The organism is Arthrobacter sp. C2 (assembly GCA_024207135.1).
Lineage (GTDB): Bacteria > Actinomycetota > Actinomycetes > Actinomycetales > Micrococcaceae > Paeniglutamicibacter.
The window spans coordinates 2,071,270-2,092,137 of the sequence record CP042428.1 but is presented as its reverse complement, the minus strand read 5'-3'; the positions used below and the strand labels follow the sequence as shown (position 1 = coordinate 2,092,137).

The 20,868-nt window shown below is 66.9% G+C and carries 21 protein-coding genes; 8 read left to right on the top strand and 13 right to left on the bottom strand.

What is annotated here, in order from left to right:
- Positions 1–35: 35 nt before the first annotated feature.
- The 3 genes from FPY90_RS09830 to FPY90_RS09820 all read right to left on the bottom strand — a co-directional run bounded on the left by FPY90_RS09830 (position 36) and on the right by FPY90_RS09820 (position 2,643).
- Entirely contained in the window at positions 36–1,268 is a 1,233-nt protein-coding gene (locus FPY90_RS09830; protein WP_071216701.1) for an acyl-CoA dehydrogenase family protein, read from the bottom strand.
- A gap of 86 nt (positions 1,269–1,354) precedes the next feature.
- Positions 1,355–1,903 (bottom strand): GNAT family N-acetyltransferase, encoded by a 549-nt coding sequence (locus FPY90_RS09825; RefSeq protein WP_498685274.1) that lies wholly within the window; start codon positions 1,901–1,903, stop codon positions 1,355–1,357.
- A gap of 56 nt (positions 1,904–1,959) precedes the next feature.
- Positions 1,960–2,643 (bottom strand): TetR/AcrR family transcriptional regulator, encoded by a 684-nt coding sequence (locus FPY90_RS09820; RefSeq protein ID WP_071216704.1) that lies wholly within the window; start codon positions 2,641–2,643, stop codon positions 1,960–1,962.
- A gap of 200 nt (positions 2,644–2,843) precedes the next feature.
- Between FPY90_RS09820 and FPY90_RS09815 the strand changes: the two genes are divergently transcribed.
- Positions 2,844–3,290, top strand: coding sequence for a DoxX family membrane protein (locus FPY90_RS09815; RefSeq protein ID WP_071216705.1), 447 nt, complete (start codon positions 2,844–2,846; stop codon positions 3,288–3,290).
- Positions 3,291–3,366: 76 nt separating this feature from the next.
- On the opposite strand, the gene FPY90_RS09810 is transcribed toward FPY90_RS09815, so the two are convergent.
- The 3 genes from FPY90_RS09810 to FPY90_RS09800 form a co-directional block, all read right to left on the bottom strand.
- Entirely contained in the window at positions 3,367–4,872 is a 1,506-nt protein-coding gene (locus tag FPY90_RS09810; protein WP_498685271.1) for a DHA2 family efflux MFS transporter permease subunit, read from the bottom strand.
- A 75-nt stretch (positions 4,873–4,947) separates the two neighbouring features.
- A complete protein-coding gene (locus tag FPY90_RS09805) occupies positions 4,948–5,943 on the bottom strand; it encodes a PhzF family phenazine biosynthesis protein (RefSeq protein ID WP_071216706.1) in 996 nt (331 codons plus the stop codon).
- A gap of 169 nt (positions 5,944–6,112) precedes the next feature.
- Positions 6,113–6,676, bottom strand: a complete 564-nt coding sequence (locus FPY90_RS09800; RefSeq protein WP_071216707.1) for an AMIN-like domain-containing (lipo)protein — start codon at positions 6,674–6,676, stop codon at positions 6,113–6,115.
- 185 nt (positions 6,677–6,861) lie between these two features.
- Here FPY90_RS09800 and FPY90_RS09795 point away from each other — a divergent pair, with 185 nt between their 5' ends.
- Positions 6,862–7,956, top strand: a complete 1,095-nt coding sequence (locus FPY90_RS09795; RefSeq protein ID WP_071216708.1) for a mechanosensitive ion channel family protein — start codon at positions 6,862–6,864, stop codon at positions 7,954–7,956.
- Here the strand turns inward: FPY90_RS09795 and FPY90_RS09790 are convergent.
- Positions 7,953–8,612, bottom strand: coding sequence for a YqaJ viral recombinase family protein (locus tag FPY90_RS09790; RefSeq protein WP_071216709.1), 660 nt, complete (start codon positions 8,610–8,612; stop codon positions 7,953–7,955). The two genes, FPY90_RS09795 and FPY90_RS09790, sit on opposite strands and share 4 nt — an antisense overlap.
- A gap of 281 nt (positions 8,613–8,893) precedes the next feature.
- Here FPY90_RS09790 and FPY90_RS09785 point away from each other — a divergent pair, with 281 nt between their 5' ends.
- Positions 8,894–9,760 carry a sugar phosphate isomerase/epimerase family protein gene (locus FPY90_RS09785; protein ID WP_071216710.1) on the top strand — a complete coding sequence of 289 codons (867 nt, stop codon included), beginning with the start codon at positions 8,894–8,896 and terminating at the stop codon, positions 9,758–9,760.
- 129 nt (positions 9,761–9,889) lie between these two features.
- Complete coding sequence (locus tag FPY90_RS09780; RefSeq protein WP_498685267.1) at positions 9,890–10,291, top strand: hypothetical protein; 402 nt, start codon at positions 9,890–9,892, stop codon at positions 10,289–10,291.
- On the opposite strand, the gene FPY90_RS09775 is transcribed toward FPY90_RS09780, so the two are convergent.
- Together FPY90_RS09775 and FPY90_RS09770 are read right to left on the bottom strand one after the other, a co-directional pair.
- The gene (locus FPY90_RS09775; protein ID WP_139194997.1) at positions 10,261–10,833 is read right to left on the bottom strand and encodes a hypothetical protein; all 573 of its coding nucleotides are present in this window, start codon (positions 10,831–10,833) and stop codon (positions 10,261–10,263) included. The two genes, FPY90_RS09780 and FPY90_RS09775, sit on opposite strands and share 31 nt — an antisense overlap.
- 232 nt (positions 10,834–11,065) lie before the next feature.
- Positions 11,066–11,326 (bottom strand): glutaredoxin family protein, encoded by a 261-nt coding sequence (locus FPY90_RS09770; RefSeq protein ID WP_498685263.1) that lies wholly within the window; start codon positions 11,324–11,326, stop codon positions 11,066–11,068.
- 365 nt (positions 11,327–11,691) lie between these two features.
- Here FPY90_RS09770 and FPY90_RS09765 point away from each other — a divergent pair, with 365 nt between their 5' ends.
- From FPY90_RS09765 to FPY90_RS09750, 4 genes are all read left to right on the top strand, one after another.
- Positions 11,692–11,982, top strand: a complete 291-nt coding sequence (locus FPY90_RS09765) for a hypothetical protein (RefSeq protein ID WP_071216714.1) — start codon at positions 11,692–11,694, stop codon at positions 11,980–11,982.
- Between the two features lie 363 nt (positions 11,983–12,345).
- Positions 12,346–13,860, top strand: coding sequence for a tetratricopeptide repeat protein (locus tag FPY90_RS09760; protein WP_498685262.1), 1,515 nt, complete (start codon positions 12,346–12,348; stop codon positions 13,858–13,860).
- A 276-nt stretch (positions 13,861–14,136) separates the two neighbouring features.
- The gene (locus tag FPY90_RS09755; protein WP_498685260.1) at positions 14,137–14,931 is read left to right on the top strand and encodes an ABC transporter ATP-binding protein; all 795 of its coding nucleotides are present in this window, start codon (positions 14,137–14,139) and stop codon (positions 14,929–14,931) included.
- On the top strand, positions 14,931–16,259 hold the full coding sequence (locus FPY90_RS09750; protein ID WP_498685259.1) for a permease: 1,329 nt from the start codon (positions 14,931–14,933) through the stop codon (positions 16,257–16,259). Before FPY90_RS09755 ends, FPY90_RS09750 begins: the two co-directional genes overlap by 1 nt.
- An 87-nt stretch (positions 16,260–16,346) precedes the next feature.
- On the opposite strand, the gene FPY90_RS09745 is transcribed toward FPY90_RS09750, so the two are convergent.
- The 4 genes from FPY90_RS09745 to FPY90_RS09730 all read right to left on the bottom strand — a co-directional run bounded on the left by FPY90_RS09745 (position 16,347) and on the right by FPY90_RS09730 (position 20,860).
- Entirely contained in the window at positions 16,347–17,810 is a 1,464-nt protein-coding gene (locus FPY90_RS09745; protein WP_498685258.1) for an amino acid permease, read from the bottom strand.
- 224 nt (positions 17,811–18,034) lie between these two features.
- Positions 18,035–18,793, bottom strand: coding sequence for an iron ABC transporter ATP-binding protein (locus tag FPY90_RS09740; RefSeq protein ID WP_071216719.1), 759 nt, complete (start codon positions 18,791–18,793; stop codon positions 18,035–18,037).
- Complete coding sequence (locus FPY90_RS09735; RefSeq protein ID WP_498685256.1) at positions 18,790–19,827, bottom strand: iron chelate uptake ABC transporter family permease subunit; 1,038 nt, start codon at positions 19,825–19,827, stop codon at positions 18,790–18,792. Before FPY90_RS09735 ends, FPY90_RS09740 begins: the two co-directional genes overlap by 4 nt.
- A complete protein-coding gene (locus FPY90_RS09730) occupies positions 19,820–20,860 on the bottom strand; it encodes an ABC transporter permease (RefSeq protein ID WP_498685255.1) in 1,041 nt (346 codons plus the stop codon). Before FPY90_RS09730 ends, FPY90_RS09735 begins: the two co-directional genes overlap by 8 nt.
- Positions 20,861–20,868 lie beyond the last annotated feature (8 nt).

Here is a 20,868-nt window from a genome sequence, read left to right as displayed (position 1 = left end):
GACACTGCAGTGGTGCCCTTGCCACGGTCGTGTTCCTAGGCGAAGGCGGAGATCCCGGTGATCGAGCGCCCGATGATCAGCGCTTGCACCGTTTCGGTGCCCTCGTAGGTGTGGATCGCCTCGATGTCGGCGATGTGCCGGGCCACGCGGTTCTTCAGCAGGATGCCGTTGCCGCCAAGCAGGTCGCGGGCGTTGGACGCGATGGTCCGGGCGATGCGCGTGCAGGTGAACTTGGCCAGCGAGGCCTGCACCGGAGACAGCGTGCCGGCTTCCTCGCGCTTCGTGGCCTGCATGACCATCAGCTGCATGGTGGCCAGCTCCGAGTGCATCCGGGCCAGGCGTTCCTGGACGATCTGGCTGGCGGCCAGCGGGCGGCCGAACTGGATGCGCTGGGCCGCGTACTGCACCGCGGTCTCGTAGCAGGCGGTCGCGTGTCCCACCGCGGACCAGGCGACGCCCAGCCGGGTGGCGAAGAGGACCTTGGCGGTGTCCTTGAAGCTGTTGGCCCCGGGCAGCACGTGCGAGTCGGGGACGAAGACGTTTTCCATGCGGATGTGGGCCTGCCAGATGGCGCGCAAGGACAGCTTGCCCTCGATGGTGGTGCCGGTGTAGCCCTCCCACTCCTGCTGCACGATGAAGCCGCGGACCTTGTCGTCCTCGTCGCGCGCCCACACGATGGTGATCCCGCCGGTGGAGCCGTTGCCGATCCACTTCTTCTCGCCGCTGATCCGGTAGCCGCCCTCCACCTTGGTGGCGCGGGTTTCCAGCGACACCGAGTCCGAGCCGTGGGTGGGCTCGGTCAGCGCGAAGGCGCCGAGCACCTCAGCGGTGGCGAGCTTCGGGGCCCAGTGGGCGATCTGTTCGGGTGAGCCGCAGTAGACGATGGAGCGCAGCGCCAGCCCGGCCTGCACGGCGGCGATGGTGCCCACCGATCCGTCGGCGCGGGACAGTTCCATGTTCACCAGCCCGGCGGCCAGCACGCTCATTTCCGGGTGGCCCTCGAGGGTGAGCCCGTCGCGCAGCAGGTCCAGCTCGCCCAGGCGCGTGGCCAAATCCAGCGGGTAGTCGGAGTTGTTCCAGTATTCGTCGATGACCGGGCGCACCTCGTCGAGCCCGAACTTCCGGGCGCGGTCCCAGTATTCGCGGTCCGCCGCGTCGATGTCCTCGAAGAGCCCTGCCGGATCGACGTCCACCTCGCCCCAGAGTTCGTACTCGGGTTCAACGACCCCGGCGGGGAAATTGGTGCTGAGGCTGGCTTCGATGCTCATGGAAGGTGGCGCCCTTTCGTCGGCGGCGGAAATGTCGCTAGGGCACCAGCATACTGGAACTGAGTATCACGTCAAGAGACTGAGGTTCACTTGGTCTGGGTTGCATGCCATTCATCGGCGAGCAGGGCGTATCCGTACCCGTCCATCCAGGTGCCGTCGCGGTGCAGGAAGCCTGCGGCGAGGTGGGTTTCGCGGCGCATCCCGACCCGTTCCATCAGCCGCCACGAGGGTTCGTTGGCGGAAAGGCAGCGGGCGTGGACCCGGTGCAGTCCCAGCTCGACAAAACACAGGCCCAGCACCCGTTCAACGGCCTCGGTCGCGTACCCGCGGCCGGCATGGGCCGGATCGATCGACCATCCAAGCTCGGCTTCGGTGTCTGCGGCCCGGGCCGCGGACTCGCGCTGGGACCACGCGTCGCGGAGCCGGACCACCACCTCGCCGATGAGCGTTCCGCCGGATTCCAGGACCAATCGTTCGCCCAGGTGATCCGGGCAGGCGAAGGCACGTCGGTATTCGTCGGCGTCGGTCCAAGCGGAATGGGTCCAGCGAGAGGATTCCGGCAACTTGCGGTATGACCAGGTCGCTCCCGCATCCGCAGCCGTGGCCGGGCGCAAGGCGAGCCGTGCAGTTTCCAACGGCCAAGCGGCGGCCCCATGCAGGGGCGGACTGGAATCCGAAGCCATGCCCGTCCTCAGCCCCTGGGCCGGTCCAGGGCCTCGCGGACCTGGGAGAGCACCGTCTCGGTGTCCGGGGTGCCGCCGGCGATGGTGATGACCACCGTGGTCGGCTCGGGTGCCGGCGCCGATTCCTGCGGCTCGAGCACCGGGGCGAACAGCGCGCCCAGCGCGTTCAGCTCGCGCTCCAGCTCCGGGCGGCGGGTGTCCTCCGGGTGGCGCAGCCAGCGCCGCAGGTGGTCGTTGTGCACCGAGACGACCCCGGAGGCAAAGGCGATGCACATCGCCCGCCCGTTGGGCAGCGAGTACAGCCCGCGGTCGCGCAGGTGGTTGCGGAAGACCCGCTCGTAGCGGTGGATCGAGACCAGCTCGCGGTCGCGCAGCGAGGGCACGTCCAGCAGCAGGCGGTGGCGCAGGCCCGCGGCCTCGGGCCGGGCGGTGTGCTGGTCGAAGACCGTCAGCCCCGCGTGCACCAGCGAGGCCACGGGCCCGGCCGAGGAGGTGGCCAGCACGGTTTCGAGGTGGTGGATGATCGTCTCCATGTCGGCGAAGACCATCTCTTCCTTGGAGCCGAAGCGCCGGAAGAAGGTGGAGCGCGAGATGCCCGCGGCCTGGGCCAGCGCATCGACGCTGGTGGCATCGAAGCCCTTTTCGACAAGCAGGCGCAGTGCGGCGTCGGGAACCGCGGAGGAGGTGATCATGCACGAGAATCTAGCACGCCGCCCGATTCCCGCGCTCCCATGTTGACGCGTGATTCACGAATGTGCGCCACGCCACAGCCCGCGCGTGCGCCGGCACCCGACCCGCGCCACACCGGGGGAGCTATAGCCCTGGCGGAGGGCCAAACCATAGGGTGGGGTGAGAAGTAGCAAGACCGCGACCCACGACCAGGAGAAAACACATGGGCTTCAACATCGCCAACGCCGCACTACGACTCGTCTCGGGTGCCTACATCCTCAACAGCGGCATCGGGAAGCTGCGGCTTCCCGCCGAATCAGCCCAGGGCCTGCAGTCGATGACCGCCAACGCCATCCCGCAGGTCGAAAAGCTGGAACCGGCGGTCTTCGGCAAGGCCGTCGCCGTCGGCGAGATCGGCCTGGGTGCCGCACTGCTGACCCCGTTCCTGCCCTCGCGCCTGGTCGGCCTGGGCCTGGGGGCCTTCGCCGCGGGACTGGTGGCCGTCTACCTGAAGACCCCGGGGCTGACCGAGTCCGACGGAATCCGCCCGACGACCAACGGCGGAGCGATGGCCAAGGACTTCTGGCTCGCGGGCATTGCCGCCGCCCTGGTCCTCGGCCGCGGCAAGACCAAGACCAAGATCAAGGAAGTCGCCGCCAAGAAGAAGTAGCAGGGCGGCAACGGCGGGCCGGGACGCACGAATCATCGTGCGCCCCGGCCCGCCATGTTTCACCCTGGTGGCTGTCCTACGGGGTGCGGCGCGCACCCTTGCGGAACATCAGGGCCACCAGGGCCGCGGCCATCGCCACGATGCCCGGCAGCAGCAGCGCCTGGCCCAGGGCCAGCGAGAACGCCTGGTGCAGGAACTCGGGCACCCGTGCCCCGGTTCCCGGCTCCGCGCCGATCCCGGCCGGCGCCCCGCCGGCCATGGACGCCACGACCTTCTCGGATTCCACGGCAATGCGCGATTCCATCATCAGCGCGATCAGGGCCGAACCCAGCACCGCACCGACCTGCCGGGTGGTGTTGTACACGCCCGACCCGGCGCCGGCATTGGCCTGGCCCAGGTCGCGGGTGGCGGTCAGCGAGACCGAGGGCCAGATCATGGCCGAGCCCAGCCCCATGAACACCGGCGGAAGCAGCAGCACCCAGAACGGGGTGTCGGCGCGCAGGATCAGCCCGTAGGCGGTGATCGAGGCGCCGAAGAGGAAGAACCCGGGGACCGCGAAGTACTTGGCCTCGATCTTCCCGACGTTCTTGCCGATGACCGGGGCCAGCACCCCGGCCACCACCGCCATCGGGGCGAGCATCAGCGCCGAGGCCGTGGGGGTCAGCCCGCGCACCGACTGCAGGTACAGGATCATCGGGAAGCTCATGGCGGTGATCGACAGGCCCATGAAGGCGATCGCGATGTTGGCCAGCGAGAAGTTCTTGTCCTTGAACAACCCCAGCGGCACCAGCGGCTCGGCCCGGGTGGCTGCCTGCCACCAGATGAACAGCCCCAGCAGCACCACGCCGCCGATGATCAGGTGCCAGGAACCGATGGGGCCGATGAACGGTCCCCAGTCGTGCCCGTTGCCCTCCTGGATGCCGAAGACCAGCGCAAACATCGCCACGGCGCTCAGGCCCACGCCCAGCCAGTCGAAGGAGTGCGAGTGGCGCGGCAGCTCGGGAACCTTCACCAGCACCCGCCAGATGGCCAACACGCCGACCGGCACGTTGACGAAGAAGATCCATTCCCAGCCCAGGGTGTCGACGAAGATGCCGCCGGCGATCGGGCCCACCAGCGTGGCGATGCCCGCGACAGCGCCCCACACGCCCATGGCCGCGCCGCGGCGGGCGTAGGGGAACATGCGGGTAATGAAGGTCATGGTCTGCGGGCTCATCAGGGAGGCGCCCAGGCCCTGGACCACGCGCGCAACGATCAGCGTGGTGATGTCGCCGGCCAGCCCGCACCACAGCGAGGAGAGCGTGAAGACCACCAGGCCGACGAGGTAGATGGTGCGCGGGCCGAACCGGTCGCCCAGCCGCCCGGTGATCAGCAGCGGCACCGCGAAGGCCAGCAGGTAGGCGCTGTTGACCCAGATGACGCCGTTGATGTCGGTGTCCAGGCCGTTCATGATCGCCGGCATGGCCGTGGAAACGATGGTGGAGTCCACCAGGATCATGAAGAAGCCGATGACCAGCGCCCAGAGGGCACCCCATGCGCGCTTGTCCTCGGTCTTTGCCGCTATGTCCTGGTTCGCATCCACCGCCCGAGTGTACGCCGGGGCGCCGGGGAGCAACAGGGATTTGAGCCGCACCTCACAGTGAACCGTTTTAGGGTCCTAGGGCAGGTTGACGAAGCCCTCGATGCAGGTGAACGACTGCCCGGCGATCCACACGCCGGCCGGATCGCGGTCCACGTGCAGGATCGCGGAGCGCCCCAGCCGGGTGCCCTGGCGCACCGTGTAGGACTCCGGGGCCAGCCCGGAACCGGTCAGCCAGACCCCGAACCCGGCATTCAGCGACCCGGTGGCCGGGTCCTCGGGAAGCCCCTCGCCGGGGCAGAAGGCACGGACCTCGTAGTCGGCCGGGATGCCGGTGACCACGTTGCGGAAGCGCTGGGAGCCGCGGCGCTCGTCGGCCTCGGAGACCGGGCGCAACTCCTCGCGCGCCCCGGAGGGCCGGTCTGTGGGCACATTGGGGTCGTAGGAGCGTGCCGGGATGCCCGGGACGGTGTGCGGGCCGATGACCCCGACCTCCAGCCCGGCCAGGATCGAGTAGTCCGGTTCCAGGGAGAGCACCATTTCCGCGTCGCGCAGCAGCAGCCCGGCGAATTGCGGCCCGTTGGCCAGCCACTGGTGCCCCACGACGTCCTCGCGCGTGATGCCCAGCCCGGTCAGCGCCCAGTCCAGCACGTCGTCCTCGAGCCCGCCGGTGCGCACCATGGGCGGCGCCTTGAACGCCAGGGACTCGGGATCGGACGGGTCCTCGCCCGGGACGCGGCGGACCTCGATGAGCCCGGCGTCGCATTGCTGGATCAGCGCGGCGGGGTTCTTGGGCACCCCTCCGGCCTCGAGCCACGCGTGGGCCGCACCCAGGGTGGGATGGCCGGCGAAGGGCAGCTCGGTGGTGGTGGTGAAGATGCGCACGCGGTAGTCGGCGTCGGGGTGCGTGGCCGGCAGCAGGAACGCGGTTTCGGCCAGGTTGGTCCAATTGGCGAAGTTCAGCATCTGCGCATCGGACAGCCCCTCGCCGTCGAGCACCACGGCCAGGCCGTTGCCGGTGTAGGGGGAGGAAGAGAAGACATCGACTTGCTTGTACGGGCGGGCAATACTCATGAATGAATCGTGACACATCCGCCCGAGCGGCGCGCCGGATGACGCCGTTTTGTCATCCAACGACGCAACAACCCCGGCGGGGCAACAACGGGCACCAAGGCAGGGGCGCCGGCCGCACCCCACGGTTTGTGGGGTGCAGCCGGCGCCCTGTTGCCGGGAACGAGGCGGCCTACCAGCGGTGGGCCACATCGATCACCAGGCGGCTGTTGCCCGTGGCGTCGATGAGCACGAAGGTCCGGAACGGCAGCCGGGCGCGGACCCCCAGGCCGAAGGAGCTCTGGCCCTCGAAGCTGCCCAGGAACGCCACCTGCCTGAAGGTGGTGTAGCCCGAGACGTCGCGCACGTTCAGCCGGTTGGCCGGGTAGTACGTCGGGGTTCCGGAGGTCGTGTAGGCCGGTGCCTTGACGATGATGCGCAGGTCCGCGGCCCCGGCCAGCGGAACGAGCTTGCCCTGGCCCTCGGTGTAGACGGCCGAGACGTAGCGGACGTCGTAGCCCTTCACCTTGCCCTTCAGGTCGATGACCATCCGGTCGAAGCAATCGTGGCGGCCGGTGCGGACGTTGGTGACGGTGGCCGAGGAGTAGCCGGCGACCGAGTCGGCCAGCGAGCCCCAGGTGATGCCGCAGTAGGGTGCGGCCACCGCGGTGGGGGTTGCGGCGGGGGCGGCCGGTGCGATGCCGAGCCCCGCAATGAGCAGTGCGCCGGCCAGGCCGGCGGCGATCCTGGTTTTCATGGTGATCCTCGCTTGGTGCGGTAAATCCGTGTGTGGGTGGATGGTGGAATCAGCATGCGCGCCGGGAAACCGGGCCGCAAGGGGGTATATCCACAATCCATTCCATTGCAATGCGCAGGAGATATGCCTTACGTCGACCGGTCATATCCAGCGTGCGCCCACGGGGGTGTGACAACCTTGTTGATATGCAAATCTTTGCCACCGGAACACTGGACGACGCCCTGAACGAGGTAGTGGAGAACACGAACGCATTACCGGATCCCATCCGACCATGGGTTGTGGTTGCGATCGGGTTACTGGCCGCGGTGCTCATCACCGTGGTCCTCTCCTTCATCTTCACCCGCATGCTCCGCCGCATCCAGGGGTCCGCACCCGATCGCCCCCTGCGCCGCATGCCCCTGCTGCTGACCCTGGCCTTCGCCTTCACCAAGATCACCGTGGGGCTCTCGTTTGCCTCGAACCAATGGGTCACGATCTGGCAGTTCCTGCTGCTGCTGGGACTGATCAGCTCCATTGCCTGGCTGCTAATCGTCGCCATGGGAATCTTCGAGGACATCCTCCTGGCCAAGTACCGCGAGGACGACGGGAACCCGCGGCGGCTGGCGAAGATCCAGACGCAGGTCGGATTGTTGCGCCGGGTGGCCACCGCGCTGGTCATCACCCTGGCTGTTGCAGGTGCACTGCTCACGATTCCCGAGGTCAGGGCGCTGGGCGCGGGGCTGCTGGCCTCGGCCGGCCTGATCTCGGTGGTCGCGGCGCTCGCCGTGCAGTCCTCGCTGGCCAACGTGTTCGCCGGGCTGCAGATCGCCTTCACCGACGCGATCCGGGTCAACGACACCGTGGTGGTGGAGACCCAACGCGGCACCATCGAGGAAATCACCCTCACCTACGTGGTGGTGCTGTTGCTTGACGGGCGCCGGATGATCATCCCCTCGACGCACTTCACCACGGTCCCGTTCGAGAACTGGTCGCGCCGCAGCACCGAGATCAGCGGCTTCGTGCTGCTGGACCTGAACTGGAATGCGCCCATCGAACACCTGCGCACGCGCACCGAGCAATTGCTCGCCTCCACGGATTTGTGGGACGGACGCACCGGGTCCCTGAACGTGACAGATGCCATCGGCGGCATCCTCAAGGTCACGATTGCGCTCAGCGCCAGGAACCCCGGGGACCTCTACGACCTGCGCAACTACGTGCGCGAGCACCTGATTGCCGAATTGGGAAGGGACTACCCCGACGCACTGCCCAAGCCGATGATGCCGGGTGCCGCCCCGGCCTAAAGGCGCAGTGCCGCCGGCCCGTAGTCCTCATAGGCCCGGGCCCGGGCGGTGCGTTCGCGCAGGATCGCCACCATCGCATCGGCCTTGGAGATCAGGTCGGCGATCTCGGCATCGTCGCGGTCCACCCATCGGGTCAGCGGCTCCCGGTGGACCGGGACGAAGTCCTTGTGCGGTTCCCACACAAAGAGCGTGCGCTCGGCGCCAAGCACGTACTGCTGCCAGAACACCTGGCGCAGGTAGTTGCGCGGGATGGTCTTGAACGGCTTGTTGGTGGTCTTGATTTCCGCCAGCTCCACCCGCCCGTGCTCCCGGATGCCCAAGCCGTCGGGGGTGGCCAGGTGGATGTGGTTCTCCGCGGCGTGGAACAGCTGGGTGGAGGGCACGATCCCGTAGTTCTCCTGCACCCACGCGGCGATCACTGGTTCGCGGGCCCGCCCGTGGTCGGTGTACGGATTCCCGCCGAAGCCCGAGCCGTTCAGTTTGTCCCAGGCCGCGGACTGGATGGATTTCGGGGTGGAGAGCCTGGCCGCGTCGGTGGCCGTGATGCCCTGCGAGCGGGCCCGCAGCCAGGCGATCCGGTCCGAGGAATCGGCGACGATGCGCTGCAGGCAGGCGGCGGGGGCGGGGTCTAGCGGCGAGGGGATCACCTGACCCATTGTTCACAAAAAACCCGGGCACCGCGAACCGGCGGCGCGTCGGGCCCCGGCACCCGCCGCGCGGCGATGGCGGCCTGCGGTGTCCCTGGCCGATGCCACCTGCCCCGACGACATCCGTTCGCGGATGCTCCCCGCACGATGGACGACCCCGTGGAATCGATGTCCCAAGCCTCCAGGGAACCCCGGGGGCCGCACCCAGCGCACTGGCCGGAGGGCGCACGCGGGCGTAGCCTGAAACTCCGGACCCCCCACCGCCGCAACGGAAGGAACACCGCATCGCCATGGAACGATTGCTGGGCGTGACCACCCGGGTATGGACCTCCCCGCTCACCGACGCGACGCTGCCCGAACTCGCCGCCCATGTGGCGTCGCTGGGCTTCGGCGCCATTGCGCTCCCGCTGGAAAACCTCGGAGACTGGGACCCGAAGCGCGCCCGCGAGGTGCTGGCCGAACACTCCCTGGCTCCTGTGCTCATCGGCACCATGTCCCCGGGACGCAACCTGGTCTCCGCACCCGACGCCGAGCTCGAAGCCACCCGTGACCACCTGCGCGGCCTCATCGACGCGGCGGCATCCCTCGGGGCGACCACCGTCGCCGGCCCCTTCCACGCGGCCACCGGCCGGACCTGGTCCATGAACGAGGTCCACCGCCGGGCCACCTACACCCAGCTACGCGAAAACCTCGCACCGCTGGCCGCCCACGCGGCCGCCCACGGAATCACCCTGGGGATCGAACCGCGCAACCGCTACGAAACCTCGCTGATCAACACCGTGGACCAGGCCTTTGACGCGCTGGAACCGCTGCTCGGGCCCGGGCTCGGCATCGCCCTGGACAGCTTCCAGCTGAACATCGAGGAACAGGACATCGCGGCCGCCGTCGCCCGCGCCACCGCCCACATCGCCCACGTCCAGGTCAGCGGCAACGACCGCGGCACCGTCGGCGCCGACCACTTCGACTGGCACGGCTTCATCCGCGCGCTGGACCTGGCCGGGTACGCCGGCCCGCTCTGCGTCGAATCCTTCACCCCCGGGAACGCCTCGAACGCCGAGGCGGCCCCCATCTGGCGGCCGCTGGCCAGCACCCAGGACGCCTTGGCCGCGGACTCCCTCGGCTACCTGAAGAACCTGCAAGCCGGTGGCCTGCGCTGAGGTCCACCGCTTCCGCAGCCCGCCCCTCCGGCTGGGTGGCCGGGCACCGCGGGGGAAGATTCGGGCAAGGAACGCCTTTCAGCCGAAGACATCGAAGCCCTCCTGCACCGGGCCGCGGAGCACCACCCGGTGAAGTCCGCGGTGTTCCTGGTCGGTTACGAGCCGCTCGAGGACGCCCACCGAACCCCGCCGGACAGTGCCGGCGATCCGGGTGCCGCGGTGCTGCGCGGGTACCTGGAAGACGACCAGCTCCCCTTCTTCATCCTGGAGTCCTGCGCCGGGCAGCATCCTGACACCGTCGACGGCCTCTACCGCGTGGCCCTTTCGCGCCCCGACTTCACCTGGAAGTGTGACGGGAAGTCGTTGGTGCGCACGTACAAGCCGGCACCCGTCCATCATGAGGACCTGCCGAAGATCGCGATGGTCCCGGTGTCCCTCTCCAGGCCTGCCAAAACCTCACCTGAAGACCCGCACCCGGCACCCGGGCCGATGGTCGGGGCTCAGCCGCGGGATTCCAGCCTGTCGACGTAGCCGACCAGCGGGCTGGCCACGACGGTGACGGCCTGCCCCGGCCGCAGCCCGCGGGCCTTTTGCCGGTTCCGCAGGGTCCAGGCACGGGTCCCGTCTTCGGTGTCGATGACCAGCTCGTGGCGGACCCTGCGCCGCTCGGCCCAGGACTGTCCGACGATGTTCTTCCGTTCCCACAGCGCGTTGTTCAGCGCATCGGGAAGGAAGTCCAGGAACCGGCGCTCGGAGATGCTCACGACGGTCCCGGGAACCGAGGTCCGCGGCACCAAATCGAGGATGCCCACTGCGACCTTCAGCAGCGCGGCCAGTGCCAGCACCACCAGCACGACCCCGGCCAGCATCAGGAACCCGCCCAGTTGGGCGGCCCCGGCATCCGCCGCCGCGAGCTGCCGCATCTCGGTGCGCATCCGGAAGCCCACCACCAGCAGCGCGATGCAGATTGCTGCCTGGAGCGCGCCGCGCAGGACCAGTGACAGGGGCGCATGCCCCGAAAACGGGCGCAGCGAAACCCCCAGGAACCGCGTCCACGACGTTGTTTTTTCCATGTCCAACCATTCCCCCTTGGCCATGCCCCGGCAAGGGGAGGACAACCACCCTCGGAACCGGAGCAGAACAGATGTTCACGCAGTGCGCCACACCTAAAATCCCCAAAACGCACTGGTCAGCACAGCATAGCCCGAGGCAGCAGGAAGGGGAACGGGTGCCCGCGCCGGCCTAGCGGGCAGGCTCCCAGACTCCCCGGGCCCACGTGCCGACCGGCCCCGGACCCGGCGGACGCTACGCCAGCGCGAGCGCCGCCGCGGCCAGCACCTGCTGCACGCTGGGCACCCCGGAGGCGCGGAACACCTCGGTGCCGTCCCGGCGCACCACCAGCGTGGGGGTGGAGGCGATGCCCGCCTCCTCGGATTCGGCCAGGTGCGAGAGCACGTCGACCTCGCGGATGCTCGCCTGGGCCAGCAGCTTGCCCGCCTTGCGGAGCACGGAGCGGGCGCGCACGCACGGTGCACAGAAAGCGGAGGTGTACAGAATAAGTTCCATCACCGGGATACAACCGGGACTCGGCGCATTCGATTCCCGGCTCCAAGCAGGACTGCTCGGGGTGCCGATGAAACTGTGTTGACGTTCGGTGCCGGGCCTTCCACGGAGCTTCGAAGTGCGATACCGGCGCGCTACCACGGCATCCGGTTTAATCTCCTGGACTCTGATGAACGACAGCGTTTTCACGATGAGGCCTTCGACGCGAAGGGAAAGCAGGCCCACGCGGGCCACAAGCCTCATCCATCGCTGCTGGTGTGACACACTCGCGGCACTGCGAGAATTGTGAAACAATTGGGCTTGTGGGCATTACCCACACGTGTTGTAATGGTATCAACGCAGTTTCAACCACGACGGAGACCAAGAGCATGGACGAGCGCGGCTTTGTGCCAGCAGGAGAAGTGATCGCTGATGGGCGCTCACGCATGGCCTTCGGCAAGGTTGGCGTACGCCACGACGACAAATACGCAGTGGCTGTCAACGAAGATGGAGAAATACTGTTGACGCCGTTGGCTTCCGTGCCCCTCCGGGAACTGCTGATCTGGGAAAATGCGCAGGTTCGCGAGGCCCTCAGCCGCGGACTCCTGGAAGCCGCTGCTGGCGAGACCGATGACCTCGGCGACTTCACACAGTTCATCGACGCAGATGACGACGCTTAATGGCGTTCATGTTGCGCTTTACAAAACAGGCTCAGAAGGATCTTCAAGGGCTTAGTAAGAGTGGGCATTCGGCCGAAAGGCTGAAAAAGGTTCGAAGGGCTCTTGGCAGGTTGCAGGAAGATCCGAAGTATCCGGGTTTGAGGTCGCACAAGTACCACTCAGCACAGGGGCCGGGAGATACCGATGTCTGGGATTCCTACGTTGAAAACAACACGCCATCGGCGTGGAGAATTTATTGGCAGTATGGTCCAGAGCCAGGCATGATCACCATCGTCACGATAACACCACACCCATAACCTTCACCCTGTAATAAAACAGACTCCAGCGATATGCTCGGATGACGTTACTGAGGGGGAACGAACTGTGGATTTTGAAGCGCAGTCCGAACGGTTTATCGGTCATGCAATTATCGCCTTTGCCGATTCCTGTACCCGGCCAAAGCTCACAGCCTCATGTCCGTTTTATAGGGTCGAAGGTGGTACCCCGACCTGTGACGAGGAGTGTCGGGCGATTGCCGAACAGCTTGGGTACCGTGATCGTCCGGTGGAGAGTCACGACTTTGGTGGCTTGAGACTCACGGGTCGCGCGATCCCTCTGGCGGCTACGGCCGGTTACCAAGTCTTCGATGCTAACCGGACCTATCTGCAGGATCGGCACCTCGAACCGTCAGAGCAATCCACGACGACGTTGTTGCTCGGTGTTCAGGCTCGAATTACGGCTGCCGTTTTGGGCCAGAATGAACAAGCCGAAAGTGACCTCGGATATTTCTGGGAAGAGCTGGAAAAACGAAAATTCCCGGTGAGGCAGGCTGCCGGCGCGGGCTTGGCGCTGACGCTCGCTCGCTCTGTTGTATCCCTTATCTCGCGCCCACGAATGGAAACCCTTGGGCTCATTCGATCCAACCAGGACTCAACATCCACTTTGGCAGAGTCGTGGCAGCCAGTGTTGGATGGGGTCCGGATGCAGCTCACAAACGACCACGACCGCGCCGTTCAGAGCAAAGCACTGGCCCTGCCAAATTGGATCCGAGGGCTTGTAAACAGTGAAGTCGTGATTCAGCGGATACAGCACGACGAAGAATTGCGGCATGTATTCAGCCCCGCAGTCGTTTACCCTTTGAGCAACTGGTTCGGCGGGCTGCTACGTGAAGGCGTTTTCCAATCCGTCAGGAATCGAATTCCGTCAGTCGACCTCTTCCGCTCGCTGGCAAAAGTCGGGTACTCGGACAAGCTCGGGAGTTGGTTTTGGGATAGACATACCCAAACCCGACTCGAAGATTGGCAAACCACCTCCTACGCATTGGAATGGAACTGGCAAAAATTTCAAGAAAGCCATGGACTGCCCCGTCACTTCCTCAATGAGCGCGCCATTGATTCCGAACAGATAGCCTCTGCCAGCATGGCTCGAACGATGGGAGACCACGGACGGATGGCCGAAAGTGTTGGATTTTCCAACGCAATCGGAATCGCAGTGCAGTATCTTCGAGAAGGAAATCCTCGCGCAGCAGCCGACCTGTTTTCCGGAATCACGGAACTGCAACCCGCAAACGCTGACTCCTGGAACAATCTGGGTTTCTGCCAGTTGGCTTTTGATCCGTCAGCCGCTTTGAGGTCCTTCGGGATCGCGGCTGCATTCCGTAGCAACGAAAACCAGCTGCTGACGGCAAACCATCTTCTGGCCCTGCATGTTCTGGGCCGGGACGAAGAAGCCGCACTGCTGATCAAAGCTGAGATTTACGATGATCCAACGTTGCCCGAAGCCTATGTTTGGGAACATCGCAATTGTGGGGAGCCCCTAAAGCTTGGTTCCACCAAAGACGTTTCCACATACCTGAGAATGACCGGGTCCCATATTCGTGAAATGCTAGATTCGCGTTGACGCTGGCGTTCGCGGGTCTGTACCCGGCGTGGTGTTGTTGGAGGCCTGATAGCAACATCAGAGGTGGCTTGTTCAATTTTTGCCGGTCCTGATCGACAGAAAAGGTAGCTGAAACCGTCTGGTTCAAGCGAAGTGGTTCAGTCGATTGAGGACAAATCACAAGATAGGGGCCACCGCAGGGCTGACGATGAACTCCACCCTGGGGTGGAGACGGGCCGCAAACAGTTCATCACCTGCTCCGATGCCGCGGCGGTGCGGATTTGAAATGCTGGTGGCATGATCGAAGCAAACCCCGCACCCGAGACCGCCGCAGCCACGGCGGCACCCCCATCCACCACCCCGGTGCTTTCCGCCCGGGCCCTGCGCCGCGCCTATGGATCTACCTTGGCACTGGACGGCGTGGACCTGGACATCCGCGCCGGCGAGTCGGTGGCCATCATGGGTCCCTCGGGCTCCGGCAAGTCCACCCTGTTGCACACCCTGGCCGGCATCGAACGTCCGGACTCCGGCTCGGTGCTCTTCGCCCCGGCCCAGGGGGCACCGCGTGAAATCACCGCGCTGGGAGAGTCCGAACGCTCCGCGCTGCGCCGCGGGGCCTTCGGCTTCGTCTTCCAGTCCGGACTGCTGATCCCGGAACTCACCGCCGTGGAGAACGTGGCGATGGCGCTGATGATCAACGGGACCCCGCGCGCCGCGGCGCTGCCCCGGGCCACCGAATGGCTGCGTGCACTGGGTCTGGGCGGGATGGAGGAACGCCGCATCGGCCAACTTTCCGGAGGCCAGGCCCAACGCGTGGCCATCGCCCGCGCCCAGGTGTCCGGTGCCCAGGTGACCTTTGCCGACGAACCGACCGGCGCCCTGGACTCGGGCACCGGGGCCGAGGTGCTGTCGATCCTCATGGATTCCACCGTCGGACGCGGGAACACCCTGGTCATGGTGACCCACGATGCCGAGGTCGCGGCACGCTGCGACCGGACCATCCGGCTGCGCGACGGACGCATCCTCGCCGAGCACGCCGCGGCCCCTGCCGCCGGAAGCCCGCGGACCGCAACCCCGGGAACGATGAAGTGATGCGCGCGCTGACCCTGGCCTGGATGCTGGGCCGGCCCGGCCACGGGCGCCGCGCCCCGCTGTTGCTGACCATGGGGGCCTACGCCCTGGTCTCCGCGCTGGTGCTCACCGTCACCGCCGGCGCCTTGTCCTTCACCCGCGTGCAAGACGAGTTGACCGGCATGTACCTGACGCTGGCCGGGCTCGCGGTGGTGCTGCTGCTGGTTCCGCTGGCGGTGCTCGGCGCGGCCGCCGCCCGGCTCTCGGCCCGCAGCCAGGACACCCGGCTGTCCACCGTCCGCCTGCTCGGAGGCACCCCGTCGCTGGTTGTGGGCATCACCATCATCGAATCCAGCGCCACCGCCCTGGCCGGGGCAGTGGGTGGGGTGCTGCTCTACGCCGCTGCCGCTCCGGCGGTCGGCCTGGTGCACTTCCAGGGCTCGGCCATCGGTTCGGCGATGTGGCTGGAACCGGGCATCGTCGCCCTGGTGGTGGCGGCCGTGGCGCTCATCGCCGCGATCTCGGCGGCCGTGGGCCTGCGCAAGGTCATCGTCTCCCCGCTGGGCGTGCGCAACCGCACCACCACCCCGAAGCCGCGCTGGATCCGTGCGGTGGTCGTTGCGGCACTGATCCTGGTGGTTTCCCTGGCGTTCTCGATGCTCTCGGCCTTCCAGTCCATGGCCATCATCATTGCCGTGCTGCTCGGAGGGTTCGCTCTGGGCCTGGGCGCGTTGAACCTGGTGGGCCCGTGGGCCGTGCGGGTCATCGGCAACGCCAAGCTCAAGAAGGCCGAAGCCCCGGCCGACCTGCTGGCCGCCCGGATGATCCTGGAAAACCCGGCGCAGGCCTGGCGGCAGGTCTCCGGCATCGCGATGAGCAGCTTCGTCGCGGTGGTCGGCGGCAGCGGCGCCGCGCTGATGAACACGGCGGGTACCGAGTCCGACCCCGGCAGCCCGGACGCGTTGCTGGCCGCCGACGTGATGACCGGCGTGCTGATCACCCTGGTCGCCTCGTTCATCTCGGTGGCCTGCTCCACGGCCATCACCCAGGCCGCTGCCACCCTGGATCGGGCCGACCTGTACTCCGGCCTGCACCGGCTGGGCATGGAGCGGGACACCATGGAAAAGGCGCGCGTCGGCTCCGTCATGGCCCCGGTCATCGGGGTCGGCGCGGGCGCGGTGCTCGTCAGCGGCGTGCTGGTCTTCCCGCTGGCCGGGATCGCCGTCATCGTCGCCCCGGTCTCGGTGGGCATCATCCTGCTGACGCTGCTGGCCGGGGTGCTGGCGGTGCGCGGGACCGTGGCCCTGACGGCCACCGGCGGTGTGCTGAAGCTGGGCAAATCCGGCTAGTCGCGGCAAGACCCCACAAGAAACGCCGCTGCCCGGGCACCAACCATCGGTGCCCGGGCAGCGGCGCGCGCGGCGTTGGCGCGGCGCCTACTTCCGGAGGCCGTCCCAGCCGGCGGCAAGCTTCGAGTGCCTTCGCCCGTAGCCCAGGTAGATGAACGCGCCAACGACCATCCACACCCCGAAGACCACCCAGGTCATCACCCCGAGGTTGGCCATCAGGTACCCGCAGAACAGGATCGCCAGGATCGGGGTCAGCGGGTAGAGCGGCACCTTGAAGGTGCGCGGCAGTTCCGGCTGGGTGCGGCGCAGGATGATCACTGCAAGGGACACCAGCGAGAACGCGAAGAGCGTGCCGATGGAGGTCGCGTCGGCCAGCTGGCCCAGCGGCACCAGGCCCGCGACCAGGGCCACGGCTCCGCCGGTGATCCAGGTGCCGGCCACCGGTGCGCCGTTGCGCGGGGAGATCCGCCCGAAGACCTTCGGCACCATGCCGTCGCGGCTCATCGCCACCAGGATCCGGGTCTGCCCGTAGAGCACGGTGATCACGATGGAGACGATGGCCAGCACCGCGCCGGCGGCGAAAAGCAGCGCCACCCAGCCCTGCCCGGTGACCTCCTCGAGCAGCTGGACCAGCGCGGCGCTCTTGCCCTCGAACCAGGTCCACTGGCGGGCACCGATCGCGGAGATCGCCACCAGGATGTACAGGGAGGTGATGATGACCATCGACAGCACGATGGCACGGGGCAGGTCCCGTTGCGGGTTCCTTGCTTCCTCGCCGGCGGTGGAGGCGGCGTCGAAGCCGATGTAGGAGAAGAACAGGCGGGCGGCCGCCGCGGAGACCCCGGCGGTGCCCATGGGCAGCAACGGGTCGAAGTTCCCGGAGGTGAACGCGCTGAAGGCGATCACGATGAAGAAGATGAGCACGGCGATCTTGATGAACACCAGCACGGTGTTGACCACGGTCGATTCGCGGGTGCCGCGCACCAGCAGCACCGTGGCAAACAGGACGATCAGCAGGGCAGGGATGTTGAACACCCCTCCGTCGGTGCCCGGGGGATTGGTCAGCGCCGCGGGCAGGCCGATGCCCAGCGAGCGGGCCATCTCGTTGAGGTATTCGCCGGCTCCCACCGCGATCGCCGCGACGGAGACCGCGTACTCGAGCACCAAGCACCAGCCGCAGATCCAGGCCAGGCCCTCGCCCATGGTCGCGTATGTGTAGGTGTAGCTCGACCCGGAAACCGGGACCGCGCCGGCCATTTCCGCGTAGGACAGCGCGGCAAAAAGGGCGGCAAGCCCGGCGATGGCGAAGGAGATCCAGACCGCGGGCCCGGCCATCGGCACCGAGGAGGAGAGCACGACGAAGATGCCGGTGCCCAGCGTGGCCCCGACGCTGATCATGGTCAGGTGCAGCAGCCCGAGGGTGCGGCGCAGCTTGGGGCCGCCGGTGCCGTTGCCGGCCTCGGCCATGAATGCCTCGATGGGCTTGCGTGCGCCCAGTTGTTGGCGCAGCGTGGGCTTGGATGTGCCCGCTGCAATGTTTTGCGTGGTCATGCATAAATCTTTGCATTTATTGGCGGTCTGCCGCGCGCTGCGGCAGCCGCGGGAAGCCCACGGAATGCTCATGAAACTACAGGTCAAGCATGAAGTTGTGCATCACCGACGCGGGGCGCACTGTGGCAAAACTTACCCCGGCATCCGGAATCAACGCCCCGAAACATGCACGACGATGAATTGTTTTGCATCAGCATGGCCGCCGCCGGGCCGCGCCACGAACCTCAGGCGAAGTACACGCCGATCCGGTTGCCGTCGATCTCCTCGATGCGGATGTCGATGTCGTAGATGTCGCGCAATACCTCTTGGGTCATGATCTTCGACGGTGTTCCCTGGTGCACCAGCACGCCGCGGCGCATGGCCAGGATGGTGTCCGAGTAGCAGGATGCGAAGTTGATGTCGTGGATGACGATCACCACGGTCTTGCCCAGGTCGTCGGCAAGCTTGCGGATCATCCGCATCATTTCCACCGAGTGCTTCATATCCAGGTTGTTCAGCGGCTCGTCCAGCAGCAGGTAGTCGGTGTCCTGCGCCAGCACCATCGCGATGTAGGCGCGCTGGCGCTGGCCGCCGGAGAGCTCGTCGAGGAAGCTGTCGGCCATCTCGGTCAAATCCAGCTGGTCCATGGCGGCCTCGATGTGCGCCAGGTCCTCGGTGGTCGGGTGCCCGCCGGAGTGCGGGAAACGCCCGAAGCCCACCAGGTCGCGCACGCGCAGGCGCATGGTGATGTGGTTTTCCTGCCGCAAGATCGCCATCGACTTGGCCAGGTCCTTGCTGGGGGTGCGCCCGATGTCCAGCCCGGCAATCGACACCGCACCGGAATCCATCGGGATCAGCCGCGAAATCAGCGACAGCAGCGTGGACTTGCCCGCGCCGTTGGGCCCGATGATGGAGGTGACACCACCGGCGGGGATGGTGGTGCTCACCGCGTCCACCACTGTCTTGCCGGAGTAGGACTTGGTCACCGAATCAATGCGGATCACTTCAGGGAACCCTTCAGGAGCAGGTAGAGGAACAGCAGTCCGCCGGCGAACTCGATGATCACGCTCAGCGCGGTGGCGAAGCCGAAGACCCGCTCGAGCAGCAGTTGGCCGCCGATCAGCGTGATGGCCCCGAGCAGGCAGACAATGGGGATCAGGGCGGCGTGGGAGAACTTGCGCACCATCTGGTACGCCAGCGAGACCACCAGCAACCCGAAGAAGGTCACCGGACCCACCAGCGCGGTGGAGATCGCGACCAGGATCGAGCAGAGCACCAGCACCAGCGTGACGATGCGCTGGTGGTCCACGCCCAGGTTGATGGCCGTTTCGCGGCCCAGGGCCAGCACGTCGAAGCTCTTGCGCAGCTTCCACACCACGGCCGCGACCAGCGCCACGATGACCGCGGAGATCCCCAGCAGCAGCGGCTCGACCTGGTTGAAGGAGGCGAAGAAGAGGTCCTGCAGCACGATGTATTCGCTCGGTTCCATCAGTCGCTGCAGCAGCGAGGAGAACCCGCGGAAAAGCGTGCCGATGACGATGCCCACCAGCAGCATCAGGTGCAGCGACCCGGTGCCGCCGGTGAACAGCCAGCGGTAGAGCAGCGCGGAGAACACGATCATCAGGCCCACCTCGACCCCGAACTTCAGCGCGGGGGAGGCGGTGAGCAGCGTGGAGGAACCCAGCATGAACACCAGCGCGGTCTGGATCAGGATGTACAGCGCGTCGAATCCCATGATCGAGGGGGTCAGGATGCGGTTGGCGGTCACGGTCTGGAACATCAGCGTGGACAGGCCCACCGCGACGGCGACCACCAGCATCGCGCCCACGCGGATGCCGCGGCGGGTCAGCGCGTAGGACAGGTTTCCGCGCAGCTCGATCGTCATGAAGGCGGCGATGCAGCCCAGGGTGATCACGGCCATCACGGTGATCAGCGCGGCCGGGGAGATCCGCTTGGGCGAGAGCATGGCGGGGGAGAAGCTGCGCCGGGGCAGGGGCCGGCGGGTCCCGGCGAGGGCCGGCGAGGGTGTCTTAGGCATTGCGTTTCCTGGTTCTCAGCAGCAGGGCCAGGAAGATGGTGGCGCCGAGCACGCTCATCACCATGCCCACGGGGACCTCGTAGGGGAAGCGGATGGTGCGCCCGATGATGTCGCAGACCAGCACGAAGCCGGCGCCGAAGAGCGCGGTCCACGGGACGGCCCGGCGCAGGTTGTCGCCGAAGAGCAACGAGACGATGTTCGGCACGATCAGCCCGAGGAACGGTACGGCGCCGACGGTGGTGACCACGACGGCGGAAATCAGCGACACCAGCACCAGGCCCAGGCGCATGATGGCCTTGTGGTTCATCCCCAGGTTGGTGGTGAAGTCGGCGCCCAGGCCCGCGACGGTGAACCTGTCCGCGGCCAGGTAGCCGGCCAGCGTGAGCGCGGCGACGATCCACAGCAGCTCGTAGCGCCCGCGCAGCACCCCGGAGAAGTCCCCGATCATCCAGTTGCTCAGCGTCTGGAGCAGGTCGTACTTGTAGGCGAAGAAGGTGGTGACCGAGCCGATGACCCCGCCGAGCATGATGCCCACGATCGGCACCAGCAGCGTGTTGCGCGCCGGCAGCCTGCCCAGCACCGCCAGGAAAAGGGCGGTGCCACCGAGCGCGAACACCGAGGCCACACCCATCTTCATCATGATCGGGGCAGCGGGGACCAGCACGGTGACGACCAGGATGCCCAGGGTCGCGGACTCCACGGTGCCCACGGTGGAGGGTTCGACGAAGCGGTTGCGCACCATCAGCTGCATGATCAGCCCCGCCACGGCCACCGCGGTTCCGGCCAGGATCACGGCCAGGGTGCGTGGCACGCGGGAGATCCACAGCAGGTCCCAGGCCTCCGGGTCGCCGGCCAGCAGCATCGGAAGGCTGACGTCGGACACCCCGACGAACAGGCTTACGACGGCGAGCAGCCCCACCAGGACGGTGCCGGAGACCAGCCACGTGGTTTCGGAGGGCTTCTTGGAACGCCGAACGGCCACCGCGGGATCCTGCTCCGCGGCGGCCGAACGGCTGAGTACTGGTGCGCTCATGATCAGTT

What these genes read in the sequence shown, in the direction of transcription:
- FPY90_RS09830 (WP_071216701.1), bottom strand. Translation starts at nt 1,268, where the DNA reads ATGAGCATCGAAGCCAGCCTCAGCACCAATTTCCCCGCCGGGGTCGTT.
- FPY90_RS09820 (WP_071216704.1), bottom strand. Translation starts at nt 2,643, where the DNA reads ATGATCACCTCCTCCGCGGTTCCCGACGCCGCACTGCGCCTGCTTGTC.
- FPY90_RS09815 (WP_071216705.1), top strand. Translation starts at nt 2,844, where the DNA reads ATGGGCTTCAACATCGCCAACGCCGCACTACGACTCGTCTCGGGTGCC.
- FPY90_RS09805 (WP_071216706.1), bottom strand. Translation starts at nt 5,943, where the DNA reads ATGAGTATTGCCCGCCCGTACAAGCAAGTCGATGTCTTCTCTTCCTCC.
- FPY90_RS09800 (WP_071216707.1), bottom strand. Translation starts at nt 6,676, where the DNA reads ATGAAAACCAGGATCGCCGCCGGCCTGGCCGGCGCACTGCTCATTGCG.
- FPY90_RS09795 (WP_071216708.1), top strand. Translation starts at nt 6,862, where the DNA reads ATGCAAATCTTTGCCACCGGAACACTGGACGACGCCCTGAACGAGGTA.
- FPY90_RS09790 (WP_071216709.1), bottom strand. Translation starts at nt 8,612, where the DNA reads ATGGGTCAGGTGATCCCCTCGCCGCTAGACCCCGCCCCCGCCGCCTGC.
- FPY90_RS09785 (WP_071216710.1), top strand. Translation starts at nt 8,894, where the DNA reads ATGGAACGATTGCTGGGCGTGACCACCCGGGTATGGACCTCCCCGCTC.
- FPY90_RS09775 (WP_139194997.1), bottom strand. Translation starts at nt 10,833, where the DNA reads ATGGAAAAAACAACGTCGTGGACGCGGTTCCTGGGGGTTTCGCTGCGC.
- FPY90_RS09770 (WP_498685263.1), bottom strand. Translation starts at nt 11,326, where the DNA reads ATGGAACTTATTCTGTACACCTCCGCTTTCTGTGCACCGTGCGTGCGC.
- FPY90_RS09765 (WP_071216714.1), top strand. Translation starts at nt 11,692, where the DNA reads ATGGACGAGCGCGGCTTTGTGCCAGCAGGAGAAGTGATCGCTGATGGG.
- FPY90_RS09755 (WP_498685260.1), top strand. Translation starts at nt 14,137, where the DNA reads ATGATCGAAGCAAACCCCGCACCCGAGACCGCCGCAGCCACGGCGGCA.
- FPY90_RS09750 (WP_498685259.1), top strand. Translation starts at nt 14,931, where the DNA reads ATGCGCGCGCTGACCCTGGCCTGGATGCTGGGCCGGCCCGGCCACGGG.
- FPY90_RS09745 (WP_498685258.1), bottom strand. Translation starts at nt 17,810, where the DNA reads ATGACCACGCAAAACATTGCAGCGGGCACATCCAAGCCCACGCTGCGC.
- FPY90_RS09735 (WP_498685256.1), bottom strand. Translation starts at nt 19,827, where the DNA reads ATGCCTAAGACACCCTCGCCGGCCCTCGCCGGGACCCGCCGGCCCCTG.
- FPY90_RS09730 (WP_498685255.1), bottom strand. Translation starts at nt 20,860, where the DNA reads ATGAGCGCACCAGTACTCAGCCGTTCGGCCGCCGCGGAGCAGGATCCC.